The organism is Massilia endophytica (genome assembly GCF_021165955.1).
Classification (GTDB): Bacteria; Pseudomonadota; Gammaproteobacteria; order Burkholderiales; family Burkholderiaceae_D; genus Rugamonas; species Rugamonas endophytica.
The window spans coordinates 1,882,083-1,907,608 of record NZ_CP088952.1 but is presented as its reverse complement, the minus strand read 5'-3'; the positions used below and the strand labels follow the sequence as shown (position 1 = coordinate 1,907,608).

General features: G+C 64.2%; 21 protein-coding genes. 5 read left to right on the top strand and 16 right to left on the bottom strand.

All coding sequences use genetic code 11. From position 1 onward, the window contains the following. Positions 1 to 39: 39 nt before the first annotated feature. Entirely contained in the window at positions 40 to 267 is a 228-nt protein-coding gene (locus LSQ66_RS08600) for a hypothetical protein (RefSeq protein WP_231769368.1), read from the top strand. 1 nt (position 268) lies between these two features. Here the strand turns inward: LSQ66_RS08600 and moaD are convergent, their stop codons facing one another. The 6 genes from moaD to kbl form a co-directional block, all read right to left on the bottom strand. Then, positions 269 to 526, bottom strand: a complete 258-nt coding sequence (gene moaD / locus LSQ66_RS08595) for a molybdopterin converting factor subunit 1 (protein WP_231769367.1) — start codon at positions 524 to 526, stop codon at positions 269 to 271. 1 nt (position 527) lies between these two features. Further along, positions 528 to 1,748 carry a molybdopterin molybdotransferase MoeA gene (locus LSQ66_RS08590; protein ID WP_231769366.1) on the bottom strand — a complete coding sequence of 407 codons (1,221 nt, stop codon included), beginning with the start codon at positions 1,746 to 1,748 and terminating at the stop codon, positions 528 to 530. Continuing rightward, positions 1,749 to 3,224: a threonine synthase gene (gene thrC / locus LSQ66_RS08585; RefSeq protein WP_231769365.1), complete on the bottom strand. Its 1,476-nt coding sequence runs from the start codon at positions 3,222 to 3,224 to the stop codon at positions 1,749 to 1,751. It abuts the gene before it with no gap. 115 nt (positions 3,225 to 3,339) lie between these two features. Next, positions 3,340 to 4,719 carry an L-serine ammonia-lyase gene (locus tag LSQ66_RS08580; RefSeq protein WP_231769364.1) on the bottom strand — a complete coding sequence of 460 codons (1,380 nt, stop codon included), beginning with the start codon at positions 4,717 to 4,719 and terminating at the stop codon, positions 3,340 to 3,342. A gap of 42 nt (positions 4,720 to 4,761) precedes the next feature. Next, on the bottom strand, positions 4,762 to 5,724 hold the full coding sequence (locus tag LSQ66_RS08575) for an NAD-dependent epimerase/dehydratase family protein (RefSeq protein WP_231769363.1): 963 nt from the start codon (positions 5,722 to 5,724) through the stop codon (positions 4,762 to 4,764). A 12-nt stretch (positions 5,725 to 5,736) separates the two neighbouring features. Beyond that, entirely contained in the window at positions 5,737 to 6,942 is a 1,206-nt protein-coding gene (gene kbl / locus LSQ66_RS08570; RefSeq protein ID WP_231769362.1) for a glycine C-acetyltransferase, read from the bottom strand. 195 nt (positions 6,943 to 7,137) lie between these two features. On the opposite strand from kbl, the gene LSQ66_RS08565 reads away from it, so the two are divergent. Continuing rightward, on the top strand, positions 7,138 to 7,713 hold the full coding sequence (locus LSQ66_RS08565) for a helix-turn-helix domain-containing protein (RefSeq protein ID WP_231769361.1): 576 nt from the start codon (positions 7,138 to 7,140) through the stop codon (positions 7,711 to 7,713). A 150-nt stretch (positions 7,714 to 7,863) separates the two neighbouring features. Here the strand turns inward: LSQ66_RS08565 and LSQ66_RS08560 are convergent, their stop codons facing one another. The 3 genes from LSQ66_RS08560 to LSQ66_RS08550 all read right to left on the bottom strand — a co-directional run bounded on the left by LSQ66_RS08560 (position 7,864) and on the right by LSQ66_RS08550 (position 13,194). Further along, positions 7,864 to 10,029 (bottom strand): prolyl oligopeptidase family serine peptidase, encoded by a 2,166-nt coding sequence (locus tag LSQ66_RS08560; RefSeq protein ID WP_231769360.1) that lies wholly within the window; start codon positions 10,027 to 10,029, stop codon positions 7,864 to 7,866. A gap of 106 nt (positions 10,030 to 10,135) precedes the next feature. Further along, positions 10,136 to 12,523, bottom strand: a complete 2,388-nt coding sequence (locus LSQ66_RS08555; RefSeq protein ID WP_231770077.1) for a putative bifunctional diguanylate cyclase/phosphodiesterase — start codon at positions 12,521 to 12,523, stop codon at positions 10,136 to 10,138. An 8-nt stretch (positions 12,524 to 12,531) separates the two neighbouring features. After that, complete coding sequence (locus LSQ66_RS08550) at positions 12,532 to 13,194, bottom strand: methylamine utilization protein (RefSeq protein WP_231769359.1); 663 nt, start codon at positions 13,192 to 13,194, stop codon at positions 12,532 to 12,534. A gap of 138 nt (positions 13,195 to 13,332) precedes the next feature. Here LSQ66_RS08550 and LSQ66_RS08545 point away from each other — a divergent pair, with 138 nt between their 5' ends. Then, positions 13,333 to 15,135: a GGDEF domain-containing protein gene (locus LSQ66_RS08545; RefSeq protein WP_407659632.1), complete on the top strand. Its 1,803-nt coding sequence runs from the start codon at positions 13,333 to 13,335 to the stop codon at positions 15,133 to 15,135. Here the strand turns inward: LSQ66_RS08545 and LSQ66_RS08540 are convergent. From LSQ66_RS08540 to LSQ66_RS08515, 5 genes are all read right to left on the bottom strand, one after another. Next, positions 15,132 to 15,314 carry a hypothetical protein gene (locus LSQ66_RS08540; RefSeq protein ID WP_231769358.1) on the bottom strand — a complete coding sequence of 61 codons (183 nt, stop codon included), beginning with the start codon at positions 15,312 to 15,314 and terminating at the stop codon, positions 15,132 to 15,134. The genes LSQ66_RS08545 and LSQ66_RS08540 overlap by 4 nt on opposite strands. After that, entirely contained in the window at positions 15,311 to 15,736 is a 426-nt protein-coding gene (locus tag LSQ66_RS08535; protein WP_231769357.1) for a hypothetical protein, read from the bottom strand. Before LSQ66_RS08535 ends, LSQ66_RS08540 begins: the two co-directional genes overlap by 4 nt. A 69-nt stretch (positions 15,737 to 15,805) precedes the next feature. Next, positions 15,806 to 17,173 carry a tetratricopeptide repeat protein gene (locus LSQ66_RS24700; RefSeq protein WP_269449158.1) on the bottom strand — a complete coding sequence of 456 codons (1,368 nt, stop codon included), beginning with the start codon at positions 17,171 to 17,173 and terminating at the stop codon, positions 15,806 to 15,808. Between the two features lie 72 nt (positions 17,174 to 17,245). After that, complete coding sequence (locus tag LSQ66_RS08520; protein ID WP_231769356.1) at positions 17,246 to 17,890, bottom strand: 3'-5' exonuclease; 645 nt, start codon at positions 17,888 to 17,890, stop codon at positions 17,246 to 17,248. Positions 17,891 to 17,897: 7 nt separating this feature from the next. Continuing rightward, positions 17,898 to 19,148 carry an Hsp70 family protein gene (locus tag LSQ66_RS08515; protein WP_231769355.1) on the bottom strand — a complete coding sequence of 417 codons (1,251 nt, stop codon included), beginning with the start codon at positions 19,146 to 19,148 and terminating at the stop codon, positions 17,898 to 17,900. Between the two features lie 122 nt (positions 19,149 to 19,270). Here LSQ66_RS08515 and LSQ66_RS08510 point away from each other — a divergent pair, with 122 nt between their 5' ends. Both LSQ66_RS08510 and LSQ66_RS08505 read left to right on the top strand, forming a co-directional pair. Continuing rightward, the gene (locus LSQ66_RS08510) at positions 19,271 to 19,420 is read left to right on the top strand and encodes a hypothetical protein (protein WP_231769354.1); all 150 of its coding nucleotides are present in this window, start codon (positions 19,271 to 19,273) and stop codon (positions 19,418 to 19,420) included. Positions 19,421 to 19,552: 132 nt separating this feature from the next. After that, positions 19,553 to 20,644 (top strand): LacI family DNA-binding transcriptional regulator, encoded by a 1,092-nt coding sequence (locus LSQ66_RS08505; RefSeq protein ID WP_231769353.1) that lies wholly within the window; start codon positions 19,553 to 19,555, stop codon positions 20,642 to 20,644. Between the two features lie 4 nt (positions 20,645 to 20,648). On the opposite strand, the gene cphA is transcribed toward LSQ66_RS08505, so the two are convergent. Together cphA and LSQ66_RS08495 are read right to left on the bottom strand one after the other, a co-directional pair. Next, on the bottom strand, positions 20,649 to 23,219 hold the full coding sequence (cphA, locus tag LSQ66_RS08500; protein WP_231769352.1) for a cyanophycin synthetase: 2,571 nt from the start codon (positions 23,217 to 23,219) through the stop codon (positions 20,649 to 20,651). 15 nt (positions 23,220 to 23,234) lie between these two features. After that, positions 23,235 to 25,412: a cyanophycin synthetase gene (locus LSQ66_RS08495; RefSeq protein WP_231769351.1), complete on the bottom strand. Its 2,178-nt coding sequence runs from the start codon at positions 25,410 to 25,412 to the stop codon at positions 23,235 to 23,237. Between the last annotated feature and the right edge of the window lie 114 nt (positions 25,413 to 25,526).

Below are 25,526 nucleotides of genomic sequence, written 5' to 3'. Positions count from 1 at the left end.
TCAGGCATACTTGGAAAATTCAAAAAACAGGAGACTGCAATGGGCGCTGCATTCTGGATCAAACGCTACTTCATGGCCGCCGTGCCGCTGTTCGCCGTCCTTGCGGGATGGGAATGGATCAAGGGCACCACGGCGAGCGGAGACATCATCAGCGCCGCGGTATGGTCGGCGGTTGCCGCCGGCATTTTCGTGGGCGCCGCTTATCGCCGCTACCGCAAGGCCATTGCCTGTGCGGCCTGCGACAGCATCGGCAAGACCAAGTCCTGACTCAGCCGCCGGTCACCGGCGGGAAAAAGGCCACTTCGCAGTTGGCGCTCAGCGGCGTTTCGGCGCCGCACATCACCTGGTTGCAGGCCATGCGCAGGCTGCGGCCTTCGGCCAGCGCCTCGGACCATGGCGCGCCGCGCGCCACAAGGAAGGCGCGCAAGGCGCCGACAGTGCTCACTTCAGGCGGGACGGCCACGGTTTCGCTGCTCCGGCCCAGCGCTTCGCGCACGCTGGCAAAGTACTTCAGGTTGATATCCATCTCAGTGCATTAATTCGCTGAAGGGGATGAAGCGCACCACATCGCCGGGCTGAATGGTCTGGCCGGGCGGATTGTCGATGAGCCCATCTCCCCATACGGTCGACGTCAGCACGCCCGAGCTCTGGTTCGGGAACAGTTCCAGACCGCCCTCCCCGTTCAGGCGCGCGCGCAGGAATTCATTGCGGCGGTCCGCCTTCGGCCACGCAAAATCGGCGCGCATCGCAAAGGCGCGCGGCTCCTTCGCCGCACTGGCGCCCTGCAGGCGCAGAATGAAGGGCCGCACGAAGAGCAGGAATGTGATGAAGCTCGACACGGGATTGCCCGGCAGGCCAAGGAAGAAAGCCTGCTGCACCTCGCCGAAAGCGAGGGGCTTGCCCGGCTTCACGGCAATCTGCCACATGTTCAGCTTCCCTTCCGCTTCCACGGCTGGCTTGATGTGATCTTCTTCACCCACCGATACGCCGCCGGAGGTGATGATGAGGTCATTGCCCTCTGCGGCCTTGCGCAGCACGGCGCGGGTCGCGTCCAGGGAGTCCGGCACAATGCCGAAGTCGCTGATCTCGCAACCCAGGTTCTCCAGCAGCGCGCGCAGCGTGAAACGGTTCGAGTTATAGATGGCGCCCGGGGCCAGCGGCTCGCCGGGCATGGCCAGCTCGTCGCCCGTGAAGAAGACGGCGACCCGCAGCTTGCGGAAGACCGTCAGCTGGGCCAGGCCTACCGAAGCGGCCAGGCCCAGCTCCTGGCTGCGCAGACGCGTGCCGGCAGGCAGAATCACGCTGCCACGGCGGATATCCTCGCCGGCGCGGCGAATCCAGTCCCCGGATTTCGGTGTGTGGCGCACGGTGACCTTGTCGCCATTGAGTTCGCACTGCTCCTGCATTACGACAGCATCGGCGCCAGGCGGAATCAGGGCGCCGGTGAAGATACGCGCCGCCGTGCCAGGTTGGAGGGGCTCGCCGACGTGGCCCGCCGGGATGCGCTGCGATACGGGCAACTCGGCGCTGCCGCTCGCGCAATCCTCCGCGCGCACGGCGTAGCCATCCATCTGGGTGTTGTCCGCGCTGGGAACGTCCATGCCCGAAACCTGCGCCCGTGCGAGCACGCGGCCGTTGGCCTGCAGCGTATCTACCGTTTCGGTGTCCTGCACCGGACGCGCGGCGTTCAGAAGGAAATCCAGCGCCTCCTTCACGGCCAGCATGGGTTTCGGCTTGTACTCGCTCATTTACAGGCCCGTGTTGGAGGCGATGTAGGTCTTCATTTTTTCGACATCAGGCGGCATGACCACGAAGCGCTGCGGCAGGGACTCGATGTTCTCGAAACCTGCGGGACGCTCGGCGTCCTTGCCCAATGCTTCCAGGATGGTCTCGTTGAACTTTGCGGCCAGCGCGGTTTCGAGCACGATCATGGTCACACCCTCTTCCAGGTTCTCTTTCGCGACCTTGATGCCGTCGGCCGTGTGGGTATCGATCACGATGCCGTATTCCTTCTCCACGGCGCGGATGGTCTGCACGCGCTCGTCGTGGGTGGACTTGCCGGACTTGAAGCCGTACGCCGATACCAGCTTGAACTCGTCGCCGTCGCTGCCCGGCTGGCCGGACAGGTCGAAGCCGCCCTGCGTCTCGACCTTGTGGAACAGCTCGCGCACGCGTTTGGTGTCGCGGCCCACCAGGTCGTAGACGAAGCGCTCGAAGTTCGAGGCCTTCGAGATATCCATGGACGGGCTGCTGGTGTGATAGGTTTCGGCCGACTTGCGCACGCGGTAGGCGCCGGTGCGGAAGAATTCGTCCAGCACATCGTTCTCGTTGGTGGCCACCACCAGCTTGTCGATGGGGAGGCCCATCATGCGCGCAATGTGCCCAGCGCAGATATTGCCGAAGTTCCCCGAGGGGACGGTGAAGGACACTTTCTGCTCATTGCTGGTGGTAGCGGCCAGGTAGCCGCGGAAGTAGTACACCACCTGCGCCACGACGCGCGCCCAGTTGATCGAATTGACGGTGCCGATCTTCTGCTTCCGCTTGAAATCCAGGTCGTTGGACACGGCCTTCACCATGTCCTGGCAATCGTCGAACACGCCTTCGACGGCGATATTGAAGATGTTCGGATCCTGAAGGCTGAACATCTGCGCGGTCTGGAAGGCGCTCATCTTCTTGTGCGGGGACAGCATGAAGACGCGGATGCCCTTCTTGCCGCGCATGGCGTATTCGGCCGCGCTGCCGGTATCGCCGGAAGTCGCGCCGAAGATATTCAGCTCGGCGTTCTTCTTCGCCAGCGCGTACTCGAACAGATTGCCCAGCAGTTGCATGGCCATGTCCTTGAAGGCCAGCGTGGGGCCATTCGACAGGGCCTGGAGCACCAGCTTCTTGCCGCCTTTATCTTCCAGTACGCGCAGCGGCGTGATGTCGGCAGCCTTTTCGCCTGCGCGCGCGTTGCGGTAGGTTTCGGCGGTATAGGTCTTCTCCGCCAGGGCCTTCAGGTCCGCCTCTGGAATATCGGTCGCAAACTTCTTCAGGATCTCGAAAGCCAGATCCGCGTACGGCAGCTTGCGCCACGCATCCAGCTCGGCGCCGGAAACCTGGGGATACACGGAAGGCAGATACAGGCCGCCATCGGGAGCGAGGCCGCCCAGGAGAATATCGGAAAACTGCTGTGGAGACTGCGATGCGGCCGACGCTTCGGCGCGGGTAGACACGTAGTGCATGACGTAGAAAAAGTCCGGTTAAGCGGTGCAAGGGACACTTATTATAGTGCCACCGGAAATTCCACGTAAAAATGTCCCACTCTGGTGCCTGGCACCAGACTGGGACACGGACTCATCAGCAGGCGGCGTGGTTGACCGTAACGACGTGGACGGCGAGGCCGCCCAGCGAGGTTTCCTTGTACTTGGCCTGCATGTCGGCGCCCGTCTGGCGCATGGTTTCGATGACTTCGTCCAGGCTGACGAAGTGGGTGCCGTCGCCCTTCAGGGCCAGGGAGGCGGCCGTGATGGCCTTGACCGCGCCCATGCCATTGCGCTCGATGCAGGGAATCTGTACCAGGCCGCCAATCGGGTCGCAGGTCATGCCCAGGTGGTGTTCGATGCCGATTTCGGCGGCGTTCTCGATCTGGAGATTGCTGCCGCCCAGCGCCGCCACGAGGCCTGCCGCCGCCATGGCGCAGGCCACGCCCACTTCGCCCTGGCAGCCGATTTCCGCGCCGGAGATGGAGGCGTTACGCTTGCACAGCATGCCGATGGCCGCTGCCGTCAGCAGGAAGTCGCGCAAGCCGCGCACCGGGTCGAGGGGTTTGCAGTCCTCTGCGTAGTATTTGAGAACGGCCGGAATGATGCCCGCTGCGCCGTTCGTGGGCGCAGTGACCACGCGGCCGCCAGCCGCGTTTTCCTCATTGACCGCCATTGCGTACAGGCTCACGCCGTTCAGCGCATCGTGCGGCAGGTCGTTGGCGCGGTCGCCGCCCTTCGCCTGGCGCCACAGGTCCGCTGCGCGGCGTTTGACCTTCAGGCCGCCCGGCAGCTGGCCGCTGGTTTCCAGGCCGTGGGCGATGCAGGCGCGCATGACGTGCCAGATGCGGTCCAGGCCTGCATCGAGCGTAGCCTCGTCCATGCGCGCCAGCTCATTTGCGCGCAGCATGGCAGGGATGGACTTGCCGCTCGCCGTACCATGCGCCAGCAGTTCGGCCATGGTGGTGAAGGGATAAGGGATTTCCACGGCGGGCGCCGCGTCGGTCTGCGACAGCTCGCCCTCGGCGCGAATGAAGCCGCCGCCGACGGAGTAATACACCTTGCTGGTCTCGCTGCCGTTCGCACGCTTCAGGGTGAAGCGCAGGCCGTTCGGGTGCTCGGGCAGGTTCTCCGTCTTGTGGAAGATGAGATTGACCGCCGCGCTGAAAGGCACGGGCTTCGTGCCGAGAAGCTTGAGCTCCTTCTTTTCCTCGGCGGCGGCCAGCATGGCATCCACCTGGTCCGGCGCCACCTCCTGCGGGGTTTCGCCCATCAGGCCGAGGATCACCGCCTTGTCCGTGCCGTGGCCTACGCCCGTCAGCGCGAGCGAACCATACAGCGCGGCTTCGACGGCGACGACATCATCCAATGGACTGTTCTCGAGCAGGAAGCGGCGTGCCGCCACCATGGGGCCCACGGTGTGGGAACTGGAGGGGCCTATCCCTATCTTGAATAGGTCGAAAACGCTCATGTCCATTGGATTTGTCTCACTTTATATTTATGGGTACTGCTTTATATGTCAGGCCGGTTCTCCGACCTTGACGTCGATATTGGCCAGCATGTCCTTCACCATCTCGTCCACGCCGATGCGGGCTTTCCAGCCCCAGTCGGCGGTGGCGGTTGCGTCGTCCAGGCTCTTTGGCCAGGTATCGGCGATGGCCTGGCGGCTGTCCGGCTTGTAGGCGATGCTGAAATCGGGCACCGCCTTCTTGATCGCGGCGGCCAGCTGCTCTGGGTTGAAGGATACGCCCGCCACGTTGTAGGAGGAACGGATTTTCACCTTGTCCGCCGGAGCTTCCATCAGTTCGATGGTGGCGCGGATGGCGTCGGGCATGTAGATCATCGGCAGCGTGGTCTTCGGGCCGAGGAAGCACTCGTAGGTCTCGCCGCGCAGCGCCGCATGGAAGATGGCGATGGCGTAGTCCGTGGTGCCGCCGCCCGGAGGCGACTTGAAGCTGATGATGCCCGGGTAGCGGATGCTGCGGACGTCCACGCCGTACTTGCTGTGGTAGTACTCGCACAGGCGTTCGCCTGCCAGCTTGCTGATGCCGTAGATGGTGGTCGGGTCCATCACGGTCATCTGCGGCGTATTGTCGGCCGGGGTGTTCGGGCCGAAGGCGGCAATGGACGATGGCCAGAACACGCGCAGCGGCTTGCCCGCCTCGCCGCGCTCGCGCGCCACTTCGAGAATGTTCAGCAGGCCGTCCATGTTCAGCGTCCAGGCCTTCAGGGGCGCAGCTTCGCCAGTGGCGGACAACATGGCTGCCAGCTGGTACACCTGCGTGATGTTCTCCTGCGCGACGAGGGCGCCCAGCGCATCCTTGTCGAGCACATTCAGCACCTGGTAGCGGGCCGCGTTATACAGGTTCTTCGGGCTGATATCGGTGGCGATCACGTTCTGTGCGCCGTGCTTCGCTGCGAGCGCCTCGACCAGCTCACTGCCGATCTGTCCATTTGCGCCGATGACTAGAATTCGTTCCATGCTTGATCCTGTTCAGTTCTTGAGAATGCCGAGTTCCTTGCCAGCCTGCTCAAAAGCGGCCAGCACCTTGTCCAGTTGCTCGCGGGTGTGGGCGGCGGAGAGCTGGACGCGCACGCGCGCCTGGCCCATCGGCACCACAGGGTAGAAGAACCCGCTGAGCAGCACGCCCAACTCGTACATTCGTGCCGCGAACTTCTGCGCCACGGGCGCATCGAAGAGCATCACCGGCACAACAGGGTGCGTACCGGGCTTGATGGTGAAGCCGATGCGCTCGATCTCCTTGCGGAAGTATGCGGTGTTCTCGTGCAGGCGGTCGCGCAGTTCGGTCGATGCGCTCAGGCGCTTCAGCACTTCCAGCGAGGCGCCCGCAATGGAAGGCGCTAGGGTGTTGGAGAACAGGTAAGGACGGGACTTCTGGCGCAGCGTATCGATCACTTCCTTGCGGCCGGAGGTGAAGCCGCCCATGGCGCCGCCCAGGGCTTTGCCCAGGGTGCCGGTGATGATGTCGATCTTGCCCACCACATTGTGATGCTCGTGCGTGCCGCGGCCGGTCTTGCCCATGAAGCCGGAGGCGTGGCACTCGTCGATCATCACCAGGGCGCCGTACTGCTCGGCCAGCGCGACGATCTTGTCCAGCTGGGCGATCGTGCCGTCCATGGAAAACACGCCGTCGGTGACGATGATCTTGTGGCGTTTATCGCTGGCGGCCTTCAGCTGGGTTTCCAGGTCCGCCATGTCGTTGTGCGCATAGCGGAAGCGGGCTGCCTTGCACAGGCGGATGCCGTCGATGATGGACGCGTGGTTCAGCGCATCGGAGATGATGGCGTCGTTCTCGTCGAACAGGGGCTCGAAGACGCCGCCGTTCGCATCGAAGGCCGCCGCGTAAAGAATGGTGTCCTCGGTGCCCAGGAACTTGGAGATGGCCTGCTCCAGCTGCTTGTGCACCGTCTGCGTGCCGCAGATGAAGCGCACGGAGGACAGGCCATAGCCATACTGCTCGGTGGCGGCGATGGACGCCTGGGCCACCCACTCCTGGCCCGACAGGCCGAGGTAATTATTGGCGCACATATTAATGAGGGTGCGCCCGTCCTCGCTGGTCACTTCCGCCCCCTGGCGCGAGGCGAGCACGCGTTCCGGCTTGTACAAACCCTGCTCGCGCAGCGTATCCAGGTTCTGTTTCAGGCCACTGTAAAACGCGTTCTTTGCTTGCTCGCTCATGATTCTTCCTCAGGACAGGTGGGTTTCCGCTTGCTTGACCGGATATTGCCAATGTTGTACCGTGCTTCTCCAGAGAACCGGTTTCGAAGTTTACTCCTTTTTCGATAACCGCTCCGGATTCCACTATTTTGAACTCACGTTCAATATAGCGAATACTACATAAGCATATTGAACTTTGCAAGCCATCCATACCGTATGAAACCAACTATTTCCGCCAACGCCCCGCCCGAGGTGGGCGCCGCCCTGCAAAGACTGCGCCTGGCGCGTGGATTGACGCTGGAAGACCTGTCGCGGATTGCCGGCGTTTCCAAGTCCATGCTGTCCCAGATCGAGCGCGAGAAGGCCAACCCCACCATTGCCATTACCTGGCGGCTGGCCAACGCGCTGGGGGTGGCGATCAGCGAACTGCTGGCGGACGGCGAAAAGGATGTCGAAACGATAAGAGTTGTGGACGCCCACGAGACCCCCACCCTGCCCGGCCATCACGCTGGCTACGTGCTGCGCATCCTTGGCCCGATGGAGCTGGCCGGGAAGCACGAATGGTACGAACTGACGCTCGCGCCAGGCGGCGAACTGGTTTCCCAGCCCCACGATCCGGGCACGACTGAGCACCTGACACTACTGCATGGTGCGATGGAAATCGAAGTTGGCGCGCACCGCAAGAAAATCAAGCTCGGCGGCACCGCCCGCTACCCGGCCGACCAGGCCCACGCCATCCGCAACCCCGGCAAAACCGAAGCCAAAGCCCTCCTCGTCGTCATCCACCGCTAATACAGCCGAGCCCGTGTCCACTTCTGGTGCCAGGGAAGATTTTTGGACACGGACTGAGCGCTAGCCTCGGTACGGCTGAGGTCGTGTCCACATTTCTTCCCTGGCACCAGAAGTGGACACGAACTGGACCGTTTGTCCCTCAGCGCCCGTTCAGGGGGCGCCGGTGGCGGTGTTGGCGGGAGTCATGTTGAGGGCGCGGGTGAGGAAGCCCCAGCGGTCGGCGACTTCGTCAATCTGCTTGGAGGTGGGCTTGCCCGCTCCGTGGCCGGCCTTCGTTTCGATGCGGATCAGGATCGGCGCCGCGCCGCCCTGCCCCGCCTGCGCGGCCGCCGCGAACTTGAAGCTGTGCGCGGGTACCACGCGGTCGTCGTGGTCGGCCGTGGTGATCATCGTCGCCGGATAGCAGCCGCCTGCCTTGATGTTGTGCAGCGGGGAGTATTTCACGAGAGCCTTGAATTCGTCAGCATTGTCCGCCGAGCCGTAGTCCGACGTCCATGCCCAGCCGATCGTGAACTTGTGGAAGCGCAGCATGTCCATCACGCCGACCGCAGGCAGCGCGGCGCCAAACAGTTCGGGACGCTGGGTCATCGCCGCACCCACCAGCAGGCCGCCATTGCTGCCGCCGCCAATCGAGAGCTTGGATGGCGAGGTGACCTTGTTGGCGATCAGCCATTCGGCAGCGCCAATGAAGTCGTCGAAGACGTTCTGCTTCTGCAGCTTGGTGCCCGCCTTGTGCCACGCTTCGCCGTACTCTCCGCCGCCGCGCAGATTGGCCATCACGTACACGCCGCCCATTTCCAGCCACGCGAGGTTCGCGACCGAGAAGGTCGGCGTCAGGGAGATGTTGAAGCCGCCGTAGCCATAGAGGTAGGTGGGGTTGCTGCCGTCCAGCTTCAGGCCTTTCTTCGCCACGATGAACATCGGGACCTTGGTGCCGTCCTTGCTGGTGAAGAATTCCTGGCGCGTTTCATACGCGTTCGGGTCGAATTCGACTTTCGGCTGGCGGTAGATGCTGCTGGCGCCCGTCTTCAGGTCGTAGCGGTAGATGGTCGTTGGCGTGGTGAAGCTGGTGTAGGAGAAGAAGGTTTCGCTGTCGCTGCGCTTGCCGCCAAAGCCTGCCGCCGATCCAAGGCCCGGCAGCGTCACGTCGCGTACCGGTTTGCCTTTCAGGTCGAAGACCTTCACGGCGCTGTGCGCGTCCGTCAGGTACTTGGCCACGAGCTGGTTGTTGACCATGTTGGCGCCGGTGAGCGTGGCCGAGGACTCAGGCACGATCTCTTTCCACTGGTCCGGCGCAGGTTTGCGCGTGTCGATGGCGATGATGCGCGACTTCGGCGCGTTCTTGTCGGTGACGAAGTAGAACACGGGGCCGTCGTTGTCGATGAACTCATAGGATGCGTCGAAGCCTTCGAGCAGGCCGGTCACTTTCGCGTCCTTCTGTTTCAGGTCCTTGTAGAAGACGCGGTTGCGCGTTTCCGTGCCCTGCGAGGAGGTGATGACGAGATAGCGGCCGTCGTCCGTCACGTTGGCGCCAAAGCCCCATTCCTTCTGGTCCGGGCGGTCGTACACCAGCACGTCCTTCGACTGCTCGGTGCCCAGCTTGTGAAAGTACACCTTCTGGAAGTAGTTGACGCCGGAGAGGCGCTGCGCTTCGGTGGGTTCGTCGTAGCGGCTGTAATAGAAGCCGCTGCCGTCATGGGCCCATGCGGTGTTGGAGAACTTGACCCATTTGATGTGGTCCGCCACGTCCTTGCCGGTGTCGATGTCGCGCACCTTGATTTCGTTCCAGTCCGAGCCGGATGCCGCGGTGCTGTAGGCGAGGTATTTGCCGTTCGGGCTTACAGCCAGGCCAGCGAGCGCCACGGTGCCGTCGGCCGCCAGCGTATTCGGGTCGAGCAGCAGGCGCGGCGTGTCGTTCAGGGACTTCATGGTGTAGAGAACGGACTGGTTCTGCAGGCCGTCGTTGCGGCTGTAGAAGTAGCGGCCACCCTCCTTGAACGGTACGCTGTAGCGCTCGAAGTTCCACAGCTTGGTCAGGCGCTGCTTGATCTGCTCGCGCGCGGGAATCTGGTTCAGGTAGCCGTAGGTCAGTTTGTTCTGTTCTTCGATCCAGGCTTTGGTGTCGGCGCTGTTGCCGTCTTCCAGCCAGCGATAGGGATCGGCCACCATGGTGCCGTGGTAGGTGTCCTGCTGGTCGACCTTCTTGGTCAGGGGATAGCTGAAGGGCTGGCCGCCCGCCGGGCAGGTCTGGGCAATGGCGCTGCCGCCAATGGCGGCGAGCAGGGTCAGTGCGAGAGTGGCGCTGCGAAGTTGCATGGATTGTCCCCGTTATTTTTCTCGCCTCTTCATTGAGGCGAACGCGGACGATCATAGCTTGGATCGAAACAAATATGCTCGGCAAGCGAGGCCGTTCCGGCAGTTTTTATTCGGCCAGACTCGCTTCCTGCTGCGGCGCGCGCCATTGCTGCACCCAGCCCGCCAGCTGGTCCGCGGGAATGGGACGGCTCATGAAGTAGCCCTGCCCCTGGTCGCATCCGAGCTTGGCCAGCAGGCGCCAGGCGGCTTCGCTTTCGATACCTTCTGCCACCACGCGCAGGCCCATATTGTGGCCAAGGTCGATGGTGGAGCGAACGATCTTGGTGTCGCCAATGTCGCTTTCCATATTCAGCACGAAGGACTTGTCGATCTTGAGTTCATCCACCGGCAGACGTTTCAAATAGGCCAGCGAGGAATAACCCGTACCGAAATCGTCGATCGAAAGGTCGCAGCCCATGGCGTGCAGGCCTTCGAGCGTCTGCTGGGCGCGCACCGGGTCGTCCATGATCGCGCTTTCGGTGATCTCCAGGCAGAAGGAGCTTGCCGATACCTGGTGGCGCGCCATGATGGCGGCGAACTTCGCAGGCAGGTCCTGGTCCAGGAGGTCGCGCGTCGACAGGTTCACGGACACTTTCAGATGCACGCCCTGCTGCCCCATCCTGTGACAAAGCGCGGCCGACTGGTCGAGCACCCATTGCGTCAGCACGCGGATAAAGCCGGTGCGCTCGGCGAAGGGAATGAACTGGTCCGGGAAGACGTTGCCGCGTTCGGGATGCACCCAGCGCACCAGCGACTCCACGCCCACCACGGCGCCATCGGCCAGCTTGATCTTGGGCTGCACGAACAGGCGCAGCTCGTTGCGCTCGACGGCGTTGCGCAGCTCCGTGAGCAGCGACAGGCTCTGCGCGCTGGACTTGTCGATGGATGCGTCGTAGACCACGGCCCCGTCGTTGCGCTGCTTGGCCGTGTACATGGCCACTTCGGCCATGCTCAGGAGCGCTTCGCCGTCTTCCGCATGCTCGGGGTAGCCCGCAATGCCCAGGCCCGCGCCCAGGTCCACCATCTGGTCGTCCAGCGACAGCGGGCTTTCCAGCGCCGCGAGAACGTCCGCCGCCACCGCAATGGCCTGTTCGCGGGCGGAGCGCGGCAGCAGCACGGCGAATTCGTCGCCGCCCAGGCGTGCGACCTGCGCACCCAGGTCGTGGCGGTTGGCCAGGAGGAGCTGAAGGCGGCCGCCCACCTGCTTGAGGAGCGCGTCGCCGAAGCTGTGGCCCATCACGTCGTTCACGTGCTTGAAGCGGTCCAGGTCCATCATGAGCACGAAGACGCTAGCCCCCTGCTGGCGCGCGTCGGTGATGGCGTCGTTCAGCAGCAGGAGGAACTGGGCGCGGTTCGGCAGGTTGGTGAGCGTGTCCCAATATGCGAGGTGGCGGATCTCCTGTTCGCGCTTGGCGATACCGTCTCGCATGCTGTCGAAGGCCTGGGCCAGCGCGCCGATCTCGTCGTCGCGCTTGAATTCAATCTGCACCTTGTAGTCGCCCCGCTCCAGCCTTTCCGCTGTCTGCGCGAGGGCAGCAAGCGGCTGGGCGATGCGCTTGGCGGTAAGGATGCTGGCAATGGCGGATACGATAATGCCCGCCACCGTCAGCGCCATGAGCCAGCGTTCGAGGCGGGAATATTCGGCCGTCGCCTCGCCGATGGAACGGGCCAGGACCACAAAGGCGCGCTGCCCCCCGTCCTCGCCAATCGCCATCATGCGGGTGCTGTATTGGTCGCCTTCGATATCGAGGTCGAAGGTTTCGGCGGCGTGCGGCATGGCTCGCAGCTGCTGCAGCATGCTGCCGGTCTGCATGGGGCTCATGGTGGATGCCACCGTCAGCCACTCGCCATTGCCGTCGCGCGTAACGATGGAGGCATGCAGCGCTGTGATCTGGCGCATTTCAGCCACTTGCTGCTCGTTGATCGGGAAGGCCATCACTACCCAGCCGATGGTGATGGGCGCCTTCACGGGCATCACCACCACCTGGTAGGGACGGCGGTCCACAATGGCGATGCCGTTGGCCCCGTCGGCCTGTTCCGCCTTATCGAGCATGCTTAGGACCAGCTTCTCCAGCCCGGCCGATTTCACCTCGCCGGCCGATGCCGTGATCTTGCGCTCCGAACTCACCAGCATGGAAAGCGAGGCCTTGATGCGGCGGCCGCTGTTCGCCAGCGCCGATTCGATGGTGGCGCGGTCGTCTTCGTCGTTATTGCCGATGGCCGCGAGGAAAGCGGTGTCGCGCGCCAGCAACCGTGCGCCGAAGCGCAGGCTCTGCGCATTCTGTTCCAGCAGGCGGCTGAACACCTTGCTGCCGTTCACAAGCTCCGAGCTGATGGCGCTGCGCGCGTTGGCGTCGATGCCGCGCTGGATGACCAGCAGGCCAACCACCTGCACCACCACCAGCAGCACCAGGAACAGCGTGACGATCCTGCTTTCCAGACTGCGAAAACGCATCATGGCCCTCAATAGTTACTGAACGGCGAAGGCTCGCCGTCGTGGCTCGGCGGCTTCATCGGCATGCGGAAGCTGACCGGCGTCGCGGCGTCGCCCCCTTTCACGCCCACGGACTGTTCGGCCGGCTGCGGCGCCACCATGTCGTAGTGCCAGGCCTTCACGCTGAATTTGCCGCCCGCGGGAAGATCGATGTGGACATTGCCTGCCGCATCCGTCTTGCCGAAATACGGCGTATCCACGATGCGGATATAGGCCAGCATGCGGTCATGGATATTGCACCCGAGCACCACCGTTCCAGCCTTGTCGAAGGTCTGCGGTTCTGCCGTGGTGCCCGAGTAGAGCTTCTGGTCGAACTTGTGCGCCGGGGAGAAGGAATAGATGTGGTGCCGGACTCTGTCGTTATTGGGGAAGAAAATCTTACTGCCGGTCTGAACCACTGTGACCAGAGGGATGAATTTCAGACCCTTCTGGCTGATCTCGGCAGACTTCAGGGGCTTGGGCAGCGCCTGCCCTTCTCCCGCCTCCACGTAGACGATGGCGTCGGCAATGGGCTTGCCGGCGGCGTCCTGCACCTGGACCGTGACGCCCGACGCGAAGGCGGCGGCACTTGCCGTAGCGGAAATGATAAGAGCGGCCAGACGGCGCATGGGATATCGGCTGGAAAAGTTCATCAGATCATTGTAGCGCCTGCAATGTGCAAGCGTGCAATCTTTGTGGCCGGAATTCATCAAGATGTCACAAACCGTTTCTATCATTGAAACACTAGTTACTTTCATGACTATACCGTGAATCTCGCCACCATCAGCTTCCTGGTCCCGGCGGCCGGACAGGAACGCACGGAAGCCGTCCAGCTGGGAGAGCATCTGCATGCCATCCTTGCCGGGCGCCAGTTGTCCGCGCTGTTCCAGCCCATCGTGCAGATGCAGAGCGGCGAGATCATCGGCTACGAAGGCCTGATCCGCGGCCCCTCCGATAGTCCCCTGCACTCGCCCATGCGCCTGTTCGAGGCGGCGCGCGTCCACGGGCTGACGCAGGAAGTGGAGTTCCTGTGCCGCCGCGTCGTGCTGGAGCGCTTCGCGGAACTGGAGCTGCCGGGCAAACTGTTCCTGAACGTGAGCCCGGAATGCCTGCTGCCGCAGCGCGACGGCCAGCAGCGCGAGATGCTCGAAATGGTGCGCTGCGCAGGGCTCCAGCCGGGCCAGCTCATTATCGAGATCACGGAGAACCAGCCCACCTACGACTACGAGCAGATGCGCGACGCCGTGCTGCACTACCGCCAGCTCGGCTTCCAGATCGCCATCGACGACCTGGGCGAAGGCTTCTCCAGCCTGCGCCTGTGGTCCGAGCTGCGGCCGGATTACGTGAAGGTGGACATGCACTTCATCCAGGGCATCAATAACGATCCCGTGAAGCTGCAGTTCGTGCGCTCGATCCAGGAGATTGCGGAGAAATCGCATACCCTGGTGATCGCCGAAGGCATCGAGCAGCAGGCGGAGCTCCTCGTGCTGCGCGACCTGGGCATCGGCTTCGCCCAGGGCTACCACCTGGGACGTCCGCACGCCATTCCGGCCAAGGCGCTGCCCGCCGAAGTGGCGAAGGCGCTGAGCCGCAACGGCGTGTCGGTCTATCCCCAGCGCTCACCCGAGACCAATACGGCCAGCATTCTCAAACTGCTGCACAAGGTGGCCGCCGTGCCGCCCACCATGAACAACAACGACGTCTACGACATCTTCCTGGCCGATCCCAAGCTGCTGATCATTCCCGTGGTGGATGATGGCGTGCCCCTCGGCCTGATCTCGCGCTTCGAGATGATCGACCATTTCGCCCGGCCCTACCAGCGCGAGCTCTATGGCAAGAAGTCCTGCAAGCAGTTCATGGACAGCAAGCCGCTCATCGCCGACAAGTCCACCAGCCTGCAGGAGTTGTCCTTCCGCATGGTGGAGTCGGATGCGCACCACCTGTTCAACGGCTTCATCATCACGGACCAGGGACGCTACCTGGGCATGGGCACGGGGCATGACCTCATGCGCGAGATCACGCAGATGCAGATCAATGCGGCCCGCTACGCCAATCCCCTGACGCAGCTGCCGGGCAATGTGCCGATCAACGAACATATCGACCGGCTTCTGGAGAGCGGCACGCGCTTCTGGGTGTGCTACTGCGACCTCGACCACTTCAAGCCCTTCAACGACGTCTACGGCTACCGGCGCGGGGACGACGTGATCCAGATGGCGGGCCGTATCCTGAGCAGCCATTCCGACCGCGACCGCGACTTCGTCGGCCACATCGGCGGGGACGACTTCATGATCCTGTTCCAGAGCGAGGACTGGGAAGAGCGCTGCCGCGCCATCCTGGACGAGTTCGCGGCCTGCGTGCAGGAGTTCTACAGCAATGAAGACCGCGAGCGCGGCGGCTATATTTCGGAAGACCGGCAGGGAAAGAAGGTGTTCTACGCGCTGATGAGCCTGTCACTCGGCGTGATCAAGGTGGAGCCGCACCAGTACTACTCCCACCACCAGATCGCCACATCCGCCTCGGAGGCGAAGAAGCAGGCCAAGAAAATCCACGGCAACAGCCTCTTCCTCGACCGCCGGAACAGCGTGTGGCCCTAAGCTCGCGCCTGCTCAAGCTCCCTCAGGCGGCGGCGCAGCCGAAAGTTATCGGACATCGCGCCAAGCAGGGCAGCGAACGTCAGTGCACTGATTGCGCTCGCGCCAGCATAGTGCCAGAACGCCCAGGCGAGCGCCGAGCAGACGATCGCAGTGAGCAGAAGATAAAATGAGTCCTTCATTTTCGCCTCGCCAGCTCAGCATGCAGCTTCCTTGATTTTAGCTTCGCATCGTAGATAACCGGACGCTGTTGGAGTGTAGACACTAGCCATGGACGGTGAGCTCCATGACGCAGTGCGAAAGCCAGAACGTCGGAAAGCGAGGTACCGCCCGCTAGCGACCTGCCAGTAGCAACTGCGATGCTGCCGATGACTGCGCCCACGTAATAGGAACCCGAGAGCGAGGATACTACGAGTATCTTCTCCATTCGCGTGGTTGCTGCGACCAGCTCGCCCACCGTCGCTTTGGGCCCTAACGAATCCAGGACGGAAACGAACAGCTTGGCCGTCGCAATAGCGCCTTGGACGGTTCCATAGATGCCTTCTGGAGCCGGCAGGTTCAGCGCCTCCATATTCTCGCGGAAGTATTTGTAGAACTGTGACATGCAGCCTCCTCTGGTGAATTTCGAACACTCTAGAGGAGAGGCCGTTCCCACATATTGGCTCAGCTCAAGCTAGGCGCGGTGGGTGTCGCGCCAGCGGCGGGTGAGGAGCTGGGCGGAGCCGAGTTCTTCCTGGGTCAGGCGGTTCTCGATCAGCTTGCGGTTGCTGCTGGCGGTCTGGTCGCCCGCTTCGGCGGCGAGGGTGATCCACATATAGGAGCGCACCGGATCGCGCGCGACGCCGCGGCCGTTCCCGTACATGCCGCCCAGGTTGTACTGCGCGAGGGCGTGGCCCTGTTCGGCCGCCTTGCGATACCAGCGCACGGCCTCCGCATCGTCCTGCGGCACGCCCTGGCCGTTCGCGTACATGACGCCGAGGTTGTTCTGCGCGCTGGCGTCGCCCTGTTCGGCGGCGAAGCGATACCAGGCTGCCGCCCGCACTTCGTCCTTCGGTACGCCCTGCCCGTTGGCGTAGATGACGCCGACGTTGAACTGGGCATTGGCCGCGCCCTGCTCCGCCGCCTTGCGATACCAGGCCAGCGCGCACACGGGGTCGCGCTCGACCCCGCGCCCGTTCGCGTACATGCCGCCCAGGTTGTACTGCGCCATCACATGCCCCGACTGGGCAGCGCGCGAATACCAGCTCACGGCGGCCACGTCGTCGCGCTCCACACCGAAGCCATTGGCCAGCATCACGCCCATATTGAACTGCGCGTCCGTATCGTCCTGCTCCGCCGCCTTGCGCAGCCAGGCGCAGGCCAGTTCGAGATCGGTGGCGATGCCGCGCCCCTCCGCATAGGCGATGCCGAGATGGCGCTGCGCCACCGCCAGCCCATGCAGGGCCGCGCGGCGATACCACGCCACGGCATGCACATCGCTCTGCGCCACGCCATGCCCGTGGCGGTACATGAAGCCCACATTCAACTGCGCGTGCGGATCGTCCTGCAGCGCGGCCTTGCGGAACCAGGCCATGGCCAGCTGGAAGTTGCGCGGCACGCCCAGGCCTTGCAGATACGCTTCGCCCAGCAGGTTCTGCGCGCCTGCCGTACCCTGTTCGGCGGCGCGCGCGAACCAGCCCGCCGCCATCTCGTCGCTTTGCGGCACGCCGCGCCCCTTGCGGTACATGAGCCCGAGATTCTGCTGTGCGGATGGATCGCCCTGGCGGGCAGCTTTGCGGAACCAGAACACGGCTTCCGCGTCGTCCTGCTTGACGCCATTGCCGTCGTAGTACATCGCGCCGAGATGGTTCTGCGCGAAGGCCAGTCCCTGCTGGGCCGACAGGCGCATCCAGGAGAAAGCCTGCTCCGTACTCTGCGGCACACCCTTGCCGCGCTTGTACAGCAGCGCGAGATTGAACTGGGCGTAGGCGTCGCCTTGCTCGGCGGCCTGGAGGAACCACGCAAAGCTGCTGCGGTCCTCGTCCAAATCGGTATTCTTCATGCCAGCTCCCCCTCTAGCACGTCGATGTTGTTTAAATTTTAACTATCGCTTTTCCGCCCCGTTTGACGGGCCTCAAGAAAGCCCGCCGCCAGGAGCGGCCGAGGCCGATTGTTTTTGCAGCCAGCCGTCGACCTTGGCGGCAGCGAGCTTGTTCACCGAGATCAGCAGTGCGGGGTCCACTGCCGCGATGCCGTACTGCTGCGCGATATGGCGGCCGATATGCAGCAGCACTTCGGCCGCCACTTCCGCGTCCGATTCGGCCCGGTGGGCCGCGCTGCGGAAGCGGATGCCGAGTTGGCCGCTGAGCTTGCCCAGCTTGTAGCTCGGCAGCTTGGGGAACACGCGGCGCGAGAGCTTGAGCGAGCAGATGGTGCCGAGATGCGCGGGCGCCATGCCGAGGCGGCTGCTCTCCGCCTTGAGGAATTTCTCGTCGAAGCTGGCGTTGTGCGCCGAGAGCGCGTCGCTGCCGATGAAGTCCAGCAGCCCGGGCAGCACTTCTTCCACGGGGGGCGCCGTGTCCACCATCTGCTGCGTGATGCCCGTCAGGCTCGTGATGAAGGGCGGGATGCGCACATTGCAGTTGACCAGTGAAACGAAGCGCTCCACCACCCTGCCCTCGGCGATGCGCAGCGCGGCGACTTCGGTGATGCGGTCGCCCATATCCGGCGACAGGCCCGTGGTCTCGAAGTCGAGCATCACAATGGGTTGGGAAATCATGAAATCCTTAGCCGAATTTACGGACGGCGTCGAGCGCCAGGCCCGCGCCAATGCTGCCGAACAGGTCGCCCTCGACCTTGCGCGCGCCTGGCGCCAGGGCGCCGATGCGCTCGCGCAGCAAGCCCACGCCGCTCGAACCGCCCGTGAAGAAGATGGTATCGACCTGCTCCGGCTTCAGGCCCGCATCGGCCAGCATGCCGCCGACCGTCTGCCCGACCGTATTCACCAGCTGCGATATGGATTGCTCGAAGAGCGTGCGCGGAACGTCCAGCGCCGTGGGCGGCGACAGGCGCTCGAGATTCAGGAGCGTGCTGTCCGCGCCCGAGAGCGCGATCTTGGCCTCTTCCACCTGCATGGCCAGCCAGTGTCCCGCGCGCTCCTCGATCAGGGCCTGCAGGCGCAGCAGCTTGTCCGGTTCGCGCGCATCGCGCACCAGTTCGGCCAGCTGGGCCTGCATCTTCTTGGTGTAGGCCAGGTTGATGGTGTGCCAGGTGGCCAGGTTGAAGTAGTAGCTGGACGGGATCTCGATCCCGCTCAGCAGCTGGCCGCCGTAGCCGAGCAGCGGCATCACGGCGGAGAGGCTCAGGTACTTGTCGAAATCCGTGCCGCCGATATGCACGCCGCCCGTGGCGAGGATGTCCTCGCGCCGCTCGGCCTTCGCGGCCCGCTCGGGCGACAGGCGCACCAGCGAAAAGTCGGACGTGCCGCCGCCGATGTCGGCGATGAGCACCAGCTCTTCACGCGAGATCTGGGATTCGTAGTCGAAGGCTGCCGCGATGGGCTCGTACTGGAAGGCGATATGGCGGAAGCCCACGGCCCGCGCGATGCCCGCCAGCGTGTCCTCGGCGGTCTGGTCCGCGGCCGCGTCATCGTCCACGAAATGCACGGGGCGGCCCAGCACCACGGAGTCGAAGCTGCGGCCCGCCGCCTGCTCGCCACGGCGCTTGAGCTCGCCGATGAACTGGGACAGCAAGCTACGGAACGGCAGGGCCCGCCCCGCCACCTCCGTCTGGCCTTCCATCAGGCTGGTGCCCAGCAGGCTTTTGAGCGAGCGCATGAGGCGGCCTTCATAGCCCGCCAGGTAATCCGCGAGCGCGGCGCGGCCGTAGCTCACCTCGTCGTCGTCCGCATTGAAGAAGACGACGGAAGGCAGCGTGGGCTTGCCGTCCTCCAGCTGGAGCATGGTGGGCTGGCCGGGGCGCACCCAGCCTACGGTCGAATTGGAGGTGCCGAAATCGACGCCGCAAGCATTGCTCATCACCTACCATCCTCCCTGCTCCGCTAAAGGGGCGACATTTTAGCAGAGTCGTCTTGTGGGACATCAAAAGGCGCCCGCCACGGGGCGGCTACGCTTGTGGATTTACGAGCGAGGGGAAATTGATGGCGAAACATAACGCGCAACAGGGCAGTATCGGAATCCGCATTCACCGCATCCAGACCTGGCGCCAGCCAGCGTGGCGCCGCCGGGCCGCATCCACCGTGCCGCTGGTGCTGGCGATTGTCATTGCCCTGTTGCTGTTATTGGGTTAGCAAGACATGTTTGCGACAGTCCGATGCTTGAAATTCAGAAATAATTGCCCTTAGGTAAGATGGGAGGTATGCTCAGCAATATGAATGGAAGACCGCTGGCCGATTGCGTCGCCTGGCGCGACGCACCGACACATGAGAAAAAACACGCCTCCACCAGCACCCAGCGCGGCAGAACACAAGGCTGCCATCCAGCGGGAGAACCGCCGCGTCACATCCTATGACGTCGCCCTGGTGGCGGGGGTATCGCAATCGGCGGTATCGCGCTGCTTCAAGCCCGGCGCCAGCGTGTCCAAATCAACCTATGCCCGCGTGATGAAGGCGGCGGCGGGCCTCGACTACATTCCAAATGCCGCAGCGCGCAGCCTGATCACGCGCCGCTCCAACATCGTTGCGCTGATCATCTCCAATCTCGTTATCCACTACTACCCCGAAGCGCTGGCGGAACTGAGCCAGCAGCTGGCGCGGCGCGGCAAGCGCGTGCTGCTGTTCACCACCCAGCACGAATCGGACGTGGAACAGATTCTCACGGATGTGTGGCAGTACCAGGTGGACGGCGTGATCGCGGCTGCCGCGCTCAGCGAGCCGCAGGTGCAGGAATTCGAACGGCGGCAGGTGCCGCTGGTGGTCTTCAACCGAAACATGCACGAGCGCGCCGTGAACAGCGTGCTGTGCGACCAGTACGAGTCGGGCCGCCTGATGGCTTCGCGCCTGGCGGCGGCCGGGCATCGCCGTTTCGGCATCATTACGGGGCCTGAGGATTCGCCCATTGCCAACGAGCGCAGGCGCGGCGCGGCGGACCGCATCGCGGAACTGGGCCTGCCCGCTCCCGTGATCGTCACGGGCCGCTTCGACTATGCGAGCGGTGCGCGCGGCGCGCGCGAGATCGTTACGCGGCTCGGGCATGCGCCGGATGCGATCCTGTGCGGGAACGATGTGATGGCCATCGGCTGCCTGGAAACGGCGCGCCATGAACTGGGGATCGATGTGCCGGGAAGGATGTCGGTCACCGGCTTCGATGCGGTGGAAGCCGGGACCTGGCTGAGCTACAACTTGACGACGCTGCGCCAGCCCATCCAGAAGATGGCGCTGGCGGCGGCGGACTTGCTGGTGAACCTGATCGAGTCGGGAACGGCGGAGACCGAGAAGCGCAGCTTCCCTCCCACGTTTATCGAAGGGGCCACCGCACGCCTTGCGCCGCTGCCAGCGGACTCGCTGGCAGCCTGACTTCTCAACCTTCCGCGATGCGCTTGCTCAGGTGGGCCAGCGCTTCTTCCACCTGGTCCACAAGAATCAGCGCGAGGTCGCCATCCTTCAGGCGCGACAGCGCCTTGTCGATGGCCACGAACTCGCCGTTGATCTCGTCCACGAAGCTCGTGCGCGGCGCGCCGGCCAGGCCCTGGCGCAGCAGCGCGATCACTTCGCCGTCTTCGCGGCCGCGCTGGCACTGGTCCTGGTACAGCAGCACGTCGTCGAAGGCCTTGCCCAGGATTTCGGTCTGCTGGCGAATGTCCTCGTCGCGGCGGTCGCCCGCGCCGCTGATCAGCACCAGGCGGCGCTTGGCGGGCATGGACTCCACGGCCTGCACCAGCGCGAGCATTGCATCCGGATTGTGGCCGTAGTCCGCGATCACGGTCGCGCCGCGATAGTCGAACACGTTGAAGCGGCCAGGCGCGTTGTGGCTGTCCGTGGTGAAGGTGGCGCAGCCGAGACGGATCGACTGCCAGTCGACGCCCGCGCCCCACGCCGCCGCCACGGCGGCCATGGCGTTCTCCACCTGGAAGCCGATGGTGCCGTTGCGGGTGATCGGCACGTCCGCCAGCGCAATGCGCTCCTCGAACTTGCCTTCCACGGCCACGATATGGCCATTGTCCACGTACACAGTGCGCTTGCCCTGGGCGATATGGGTTGCCACCACGGGATGGTACTTGTCCATGCCGAAGAAGGTCACCTTGCCCTTGCTGCTGGAAGCCATGGCCGCGACGATGGGATCGGTGGCATTCAGCACGGCCATGCCGTTCTTGTCCACGTTCTGCACGATCACGCGCTTCAGTACCGCCAGGTCTTCCACTGTGGTGATGTAGTTCAGGCCCAGGTGGTCGCCCGCGCCGATATTGGTCACCACGGCCACCTTGCAGCGGTCGAAGGCCAGGCCTTCGCGCAGGATGCCGCCGCGCGCCGTTTCGAACACGGCTGCGTCCACGTCCGGATGCTGCAGCACGTTGCGCGCGCTGCGCGGGCCGCTGCAGTCGCCGCTGTCGGTCTGGCGGCCGTTGATGTAGACGCCATCCGTATTGGTCATGCCCACGCGCAGGCCGCTTGAGGTCATGAGGTGGGCGATCAGGCGCACCGTCGTCGTCTTGCCATTGGTGCCGGTAACAGCCACCACGGGAATGCGGCCGTCGTCGCCTTCTGGGAACATGGCGCCGATGATGGCCTCGCCCACCGGGCGCCCCTTGCCGTAGGAAGGCGAAAGGTGCATGCGCAGGCCAGGCGCGGCATTCACTTCCACCACGCCGCCGTTCTGTTCTTCGATGGGGCGCAGCACGCTGTCCACCACCACGTCCACGCCGCAGATATCGAGGCCGATCATCTGCGCCGCTTCCACGGCGCGCGCCGCCACTTCCGGGTGCACGTCGTCGGTCACGTCGGTGGCGGTGCCGCCCGTCGAGAGGTTCGCGTTGTTGCGCAGGATGACGCGCTGGCCGTGCGGCGGCACGGAGTCGGCCTCCAGGCCTTGCAGCTTCAGGCGCGCAATGGCGATATCGTCGAAACGGATCTTGGTGAGCGAGGTCGCGTGGCCGCTGCCCCGGCGCGGGTCGGCGTTCACAATGTCCACCAGCTCGCGCACCGAATGCACGCCGTCGCCCACCACATGGGGCGGATCGCGGCGGGCAGCGGCGATCAGCTTGTTGCCGATGACGAGCATGCGGTAGTCATGGCCCGCCAGGAAGCGTTCGACCAGGATATCGTCGCGGAACTCGCGCGCCGTGTTGAAGGCGGCCGTCATCTGCTCCTTGGTGGTCACGTTCACGGTGACGCCCTTGCCCTGGTTGCCATCCTTCGGCTTCACCACCACGGGCAGGCCGATTTCCATTGCGGCGGCCCATGCGTCTTCCGCGTCTTCCGCCACACGGCCGACAGGTACGGGCACGCCGGCCGCATCGAGCAGCTTTTTGGTCAGCTCCTTGTCCTGCGCGATGGCTTCGGCAATGGCGCTGGTGCTGTCCATTTCCGCAGCCTGGATGCGGCGCTGCCTGGAGCCCCAGCCGAAGCTCACCATGCTGCCGCTCGTCATGCGGCGGTAAGGGATGTTGCGCACCACGGCGGCATGCACGATGGCGCCGGTGCTCGGGCCCAGGCGCACGTCTTCGTCCAGGTCGCGCAGTTCGGTCAGCGCGGCGTTCAGGTCGAAGGGCTCGTCCTTCAGCGCGGCGTTGATCAGCTTCTCGGCCAGCTCCACGGCCAGGCGGCCCACTTCTTCCTCGGTGTATTCCACCACCATCTGGAAGATGCCTTCCTCCAGCGTTGGCGTCGTGCGGCTGAAGGTGACGGGGCATCCTGCTTCGGCCTGCAGCGCGAGCGCCGTCAGTTCCAGCACGTGCACCATCGGCACGGGATCGGCGTGGCCGTCAGGCTGGAGCTGGGCGATGCGCGGGAAGCGCGCGCGCAAGCGCACTTCGAAACCGGGCAGGCGGTCTACCGCCATCTCGTCCGGACCGCAGGAGACAATGGCTTCAATCGCCGTATGGTGGCTCCAAAGATTAGGCCCACGCAGCGCGCGGATGCGAATTACTTCCATTCCCTGTATTCCCGTTTAGTTGTTCTTGCTGGTCCATTCGAAGGTGCGCAGTGCGGCGCCGATCAGGTCGGGCTGCAGGCCGAGCGCCCAGCCGGTGCCGATGGCGGCCAGCACGGCTTCGGTGTTCGCCGCCTCGCTCTCGGGCAGGCAGCTTAGCGGCAGGGTCGCCACCACGTCCGCACCCGCAGCCATCACGTAGCCGTTCTCGCGCAGCACCACGGCGCGGCCGCCGGACTGCAGGTGCGCAGTAATCGCTGGCGCCGCGCCGTCCATGGCGTAGAAGATCACGGAGCCGTCGCACAGTTCGGCCATTTCCGCCACCTGCGCATCCGAAGCGTTCAGCACCGCCGCGCCTTCCGGCAGCACCACATCGACCTGGGTGCGCAGCACATTGAACATCTGGTCTTCGGAGTGGATATAGAACTCGCCCAGTTCCTCATGGCCGCCTGCATCGGTCACCACGCCCACCGAGCACTTGTCGTAGGAGTAGCCCTCGGTCAGCACCATGCGGTTGCCGTTGGCGAAAACAGCCGCCTCGACGTTCTTGTTCAGCAGCAGGCGTTCGCCCGATTCACGTTCGCTCAGCGGACCGCGCGGCACCTTGCGTCCATTCAGGTACACGCCCTCTTCGCAGGCCATGCCCACATAACGGCCGCTGACCTGCAGCAGCCAGGAGGTGATGCGCGCAATGAGCGCCGTGTGGCGCGTGCCGGACACGCCGACAACAGGGATGCGGCCGTCTTCATCGGCCGCGAACAGCTGGTCCACGATGGCCGCGCCCACGGGACGGGGCATGCCGCCCGCCGCAGGCTTGAGGTGGGCCAGCAGGCCGGGGCTTGCATTCACTTCGATGATCGCGCCGCCCTGCTCTTCCAGCGGCCTGGAGATGTCCTGCACCACAAGGTCGATGCCCGCGATGTCCAGGCCCACGGTGCGCGCGGCCAGCGCGGCCATCTCGGCCACTTCCGGGTGCACCAGGTCCGTCACGTCGTTGGCGACATTGCCGTTCAGCTGGATCAGCACGCGGCGGCCCGCTTCCGGCACGGAGTCCGGGGTCAGGCCCTGGCGCTGGAGGTCCAGCTGCACTTCGGCCGACTTGCGCGGCTCCACGATATTGAGGGGGAATTCTTCGGTCGTGCCGCGGCGCGGATCGGTATTGATCTGGGTGTCGACCAGATCCTGCACGCTCGATTTGCCGTCGCCCACCACCCACAGCGATTCGCCCTTGGAGGCAGCAACCACCTTGCGGCCCACCACCAGCAGGCGGTGTTCGTCGCCAACGATGAAGCGCTCCACGATCACGCTTTCGCTGCCGCCGCGCTGCACGGCGATGTCGTAGGCGGCCTTCACGTCCGCTTCCGTATTCAGGTTCAGGGACACGCCGCGGCCATGGTTGCCGTCATATGGCTTCACGGCCACCGGCAGGCCGATGTCCTGGGCTTCTTCCCAGGCCTCGTCGGCGCTCTTTACGAGCACGCCTTCCGGCACGGGCACGCCGCAGGAAGCCAGCAGGTCCTTGGTCATGTCCTTGTCGCTGGCGATGCCTTCGGCGATGGCGCTGGTGTTGTCCGTTTCCGCCGTCCAGATGCGGCGCTGGCGGGCGCCATGGCCCAGCTGTACCAGGTTGCCGTCGGTCAGGCGGATATGGGGAATCTTGCGGTCGGTCGCCGCGTCCACGATATTGGCCGTGCTCGGGCCCAGGCAGAGCGATTCGACCATGTCGGTGAGCTTTGCGACGGCGGCAGGCACGTCGTAGGGACGGTCCTCGATGGCGGCCATCAGCAGGTCGCGGCCGGCGGCCAGCGCTGCGCGCCCCACCTGCTCCTGGCGGGTGCGGAATGCCATTTTATAAATGCCGCTGCCTTCGGCGGTCTGGCGGGTCTTGCCGAAACCGGTGCGCATGCCGGCCAGGTTCTGCAGCTCCAGCACCACGTGTTCCAGGATGTGGCCCGCATAGGTGCCGTCGCGCAGGCGCTCCAGGAAGCCGCCCACCTCGCCCACGCCGCAGCGGTGCTCGGCCAGGCTCGGCAGCATGGCCGTCAGGCGTTCGTAAAGGCCGGGAAGTTTGTTCGAAGGGAAGTTTTCCAGTTCGCCGATGTCGAGCCAGGTTTCGATGACCGGGCGGTAGGTCCAGATATTCGGTCCGCGCAGATGCGTTACGCGAAGAACTTCAATGTCTTTCTTCTTTGTCATGTTTTTGCTCTATTACCTCTTGCGGTTATACTTCCGCAAAAGCTGGCCATCCTCTTGGCAGATCGTCAAAGTTGATAGCTGAAGAATACAGTAAATAAGCGCATCCTTCTTCGC

Bases quoted from the DNA above. Each gene is read 5' to 3' on its own strand.
- kbl (WP_231769362.1), bottom strand. From the start codon at position 6,942: ATGAGCGAGCAAGCAAAGAACGCGTTTTACAGTGGCCTGAAACAGAAC.
- LSQ66_RS08520 (WP_231769356.1), bottom strand. From the start codon at position 17,890: ATGATTTCCCAACCCATTGTGATGCTCGACTTCGAGACCACGGGCCTG.
- thrC (WP_231769365.1), bottom strand. From the start codon at position 3,224: ATGCACTACGTGTCTACCCGCGCCGAAGCGTCGGCCGCATCGCAGTCT.
- moaD (WP_231769367.1), bottom strand. From the start codon at position 526: ATGGATATCAACCTGAAGTACTTTGCCAGCGTGCGCGAAGCGCTGGGC.
- LSQ66_RS08505 (WP_231769353.1), top strand. From the start codon at position 19,553: ATGAGAAAAAACACGCCTCCACCAGCACCCAGCGCGGCAGAACACAAG.
- LSQ66_RS08510 (WP_231769354.1), top strand. From the start codon at position 19,271: ATGGCGAAACATAACGCGCAACAGGGCAGTATCGGAATCCGCATTCAC.
- LSQ66_RS08515 (WP_231769355.1), bottom strand. From the start codon at position 19,148: ATGAGCAATGCTTGCGGCGTCGATTTCGGCACCTCCAATTCGACCGTA.
- LSQ66_RS08580 (WP_231769364.1), bottom strand. From the start codon at position 4,719: ATGGACATGAGCGTTTTCGACCTATTCAAGATAGGGATAGGCCCCTCC.
- LSQ66_RS08565 (WP_231769361.1), top strand. From the start codon at position 7,138: ATGAAACCAACTATTTCCGCCAACGCCCCGCCCGAGGTGGGCGCCGCC.
- LSQ66_RS08540 (WP_231769358.1), bottom strand. From the start codon at position 15,314: ATGAAGGACTCATTTTATCTTCTGCTCACTGCGATCGTCTGCTCGGCG.
- LSQ66_RS08560 (WP_231769360.1), bottom strand. From the start codon at position 10,029: ATGCAACTTCGCAGCGCCACTCTCGCACTGACCCTGCTCGCCGCCATT.
- LSQ66_RS08590 (WP_231769366.1), bottom strand. From the start codon at position 1,748: ATGAGCGAGTACAAGCCGAAACCCATGCTGGCCGTGAAGGAGGCGCTG.
- LSQ66_RS08550 (WP_231769359.1), bottom strand. From the start codon at position 13,194: ATGAACTTTTCCAGCCGATATCCCATGCGCCGTCTGGCCGCTCTTATC.
- LSQ66_RS08555 (WP_231770077.1), bottom strand. From the start codon at position 12,523: ATGCGTTTTCGCAGTCTGGAAAGCAGGATCGTCACGCTGTTCCTGGTG.
- LSQ66_RS08575 (WP_231769363.1), bottom strand. From the start codon at position 5,724: ATGGAACGAATTCTAGTCATCGGCGCAAATGGACAGATCGGCAGTGAG.
- LSQ66_RS24700 (WP_269449158.1), bottom strand. From the start codon at position 17,173: ATGAAGAATACCGATTTGGACGAGGACCGCAGCAGCTTTGCGTGGTTC.
- LSQ66_RS08495 (WP_231769351.1), bottom strand. From the start codon at position 25,412: ATGACAAAGAAGAAAGACATTGAAGTTCTTCGCGTAACGCATCTGCGC.
- LSQ66_RS08600 (WP_231769368.1), top strand. From the start codon at position 40: ATGGGCGCTGCATTCTGGATCAAACGCTACTTCATGGCCGCCGTGCCG.
- cphA (WP_231769352.1), bottom strand. From the start codon at position 23,219: ATGGAAGTAATTCGCATCCGCGCGCTGCGTGGGCCTAATCTTTGGAGC.
- LSQ66_RS08535 (WP_231769357.1), bottom strand. From the start codon at position 15,736: ATGTCACAGTTCTACAAATACTTCCGCGAGAATATGGAGGCGCTGAAC.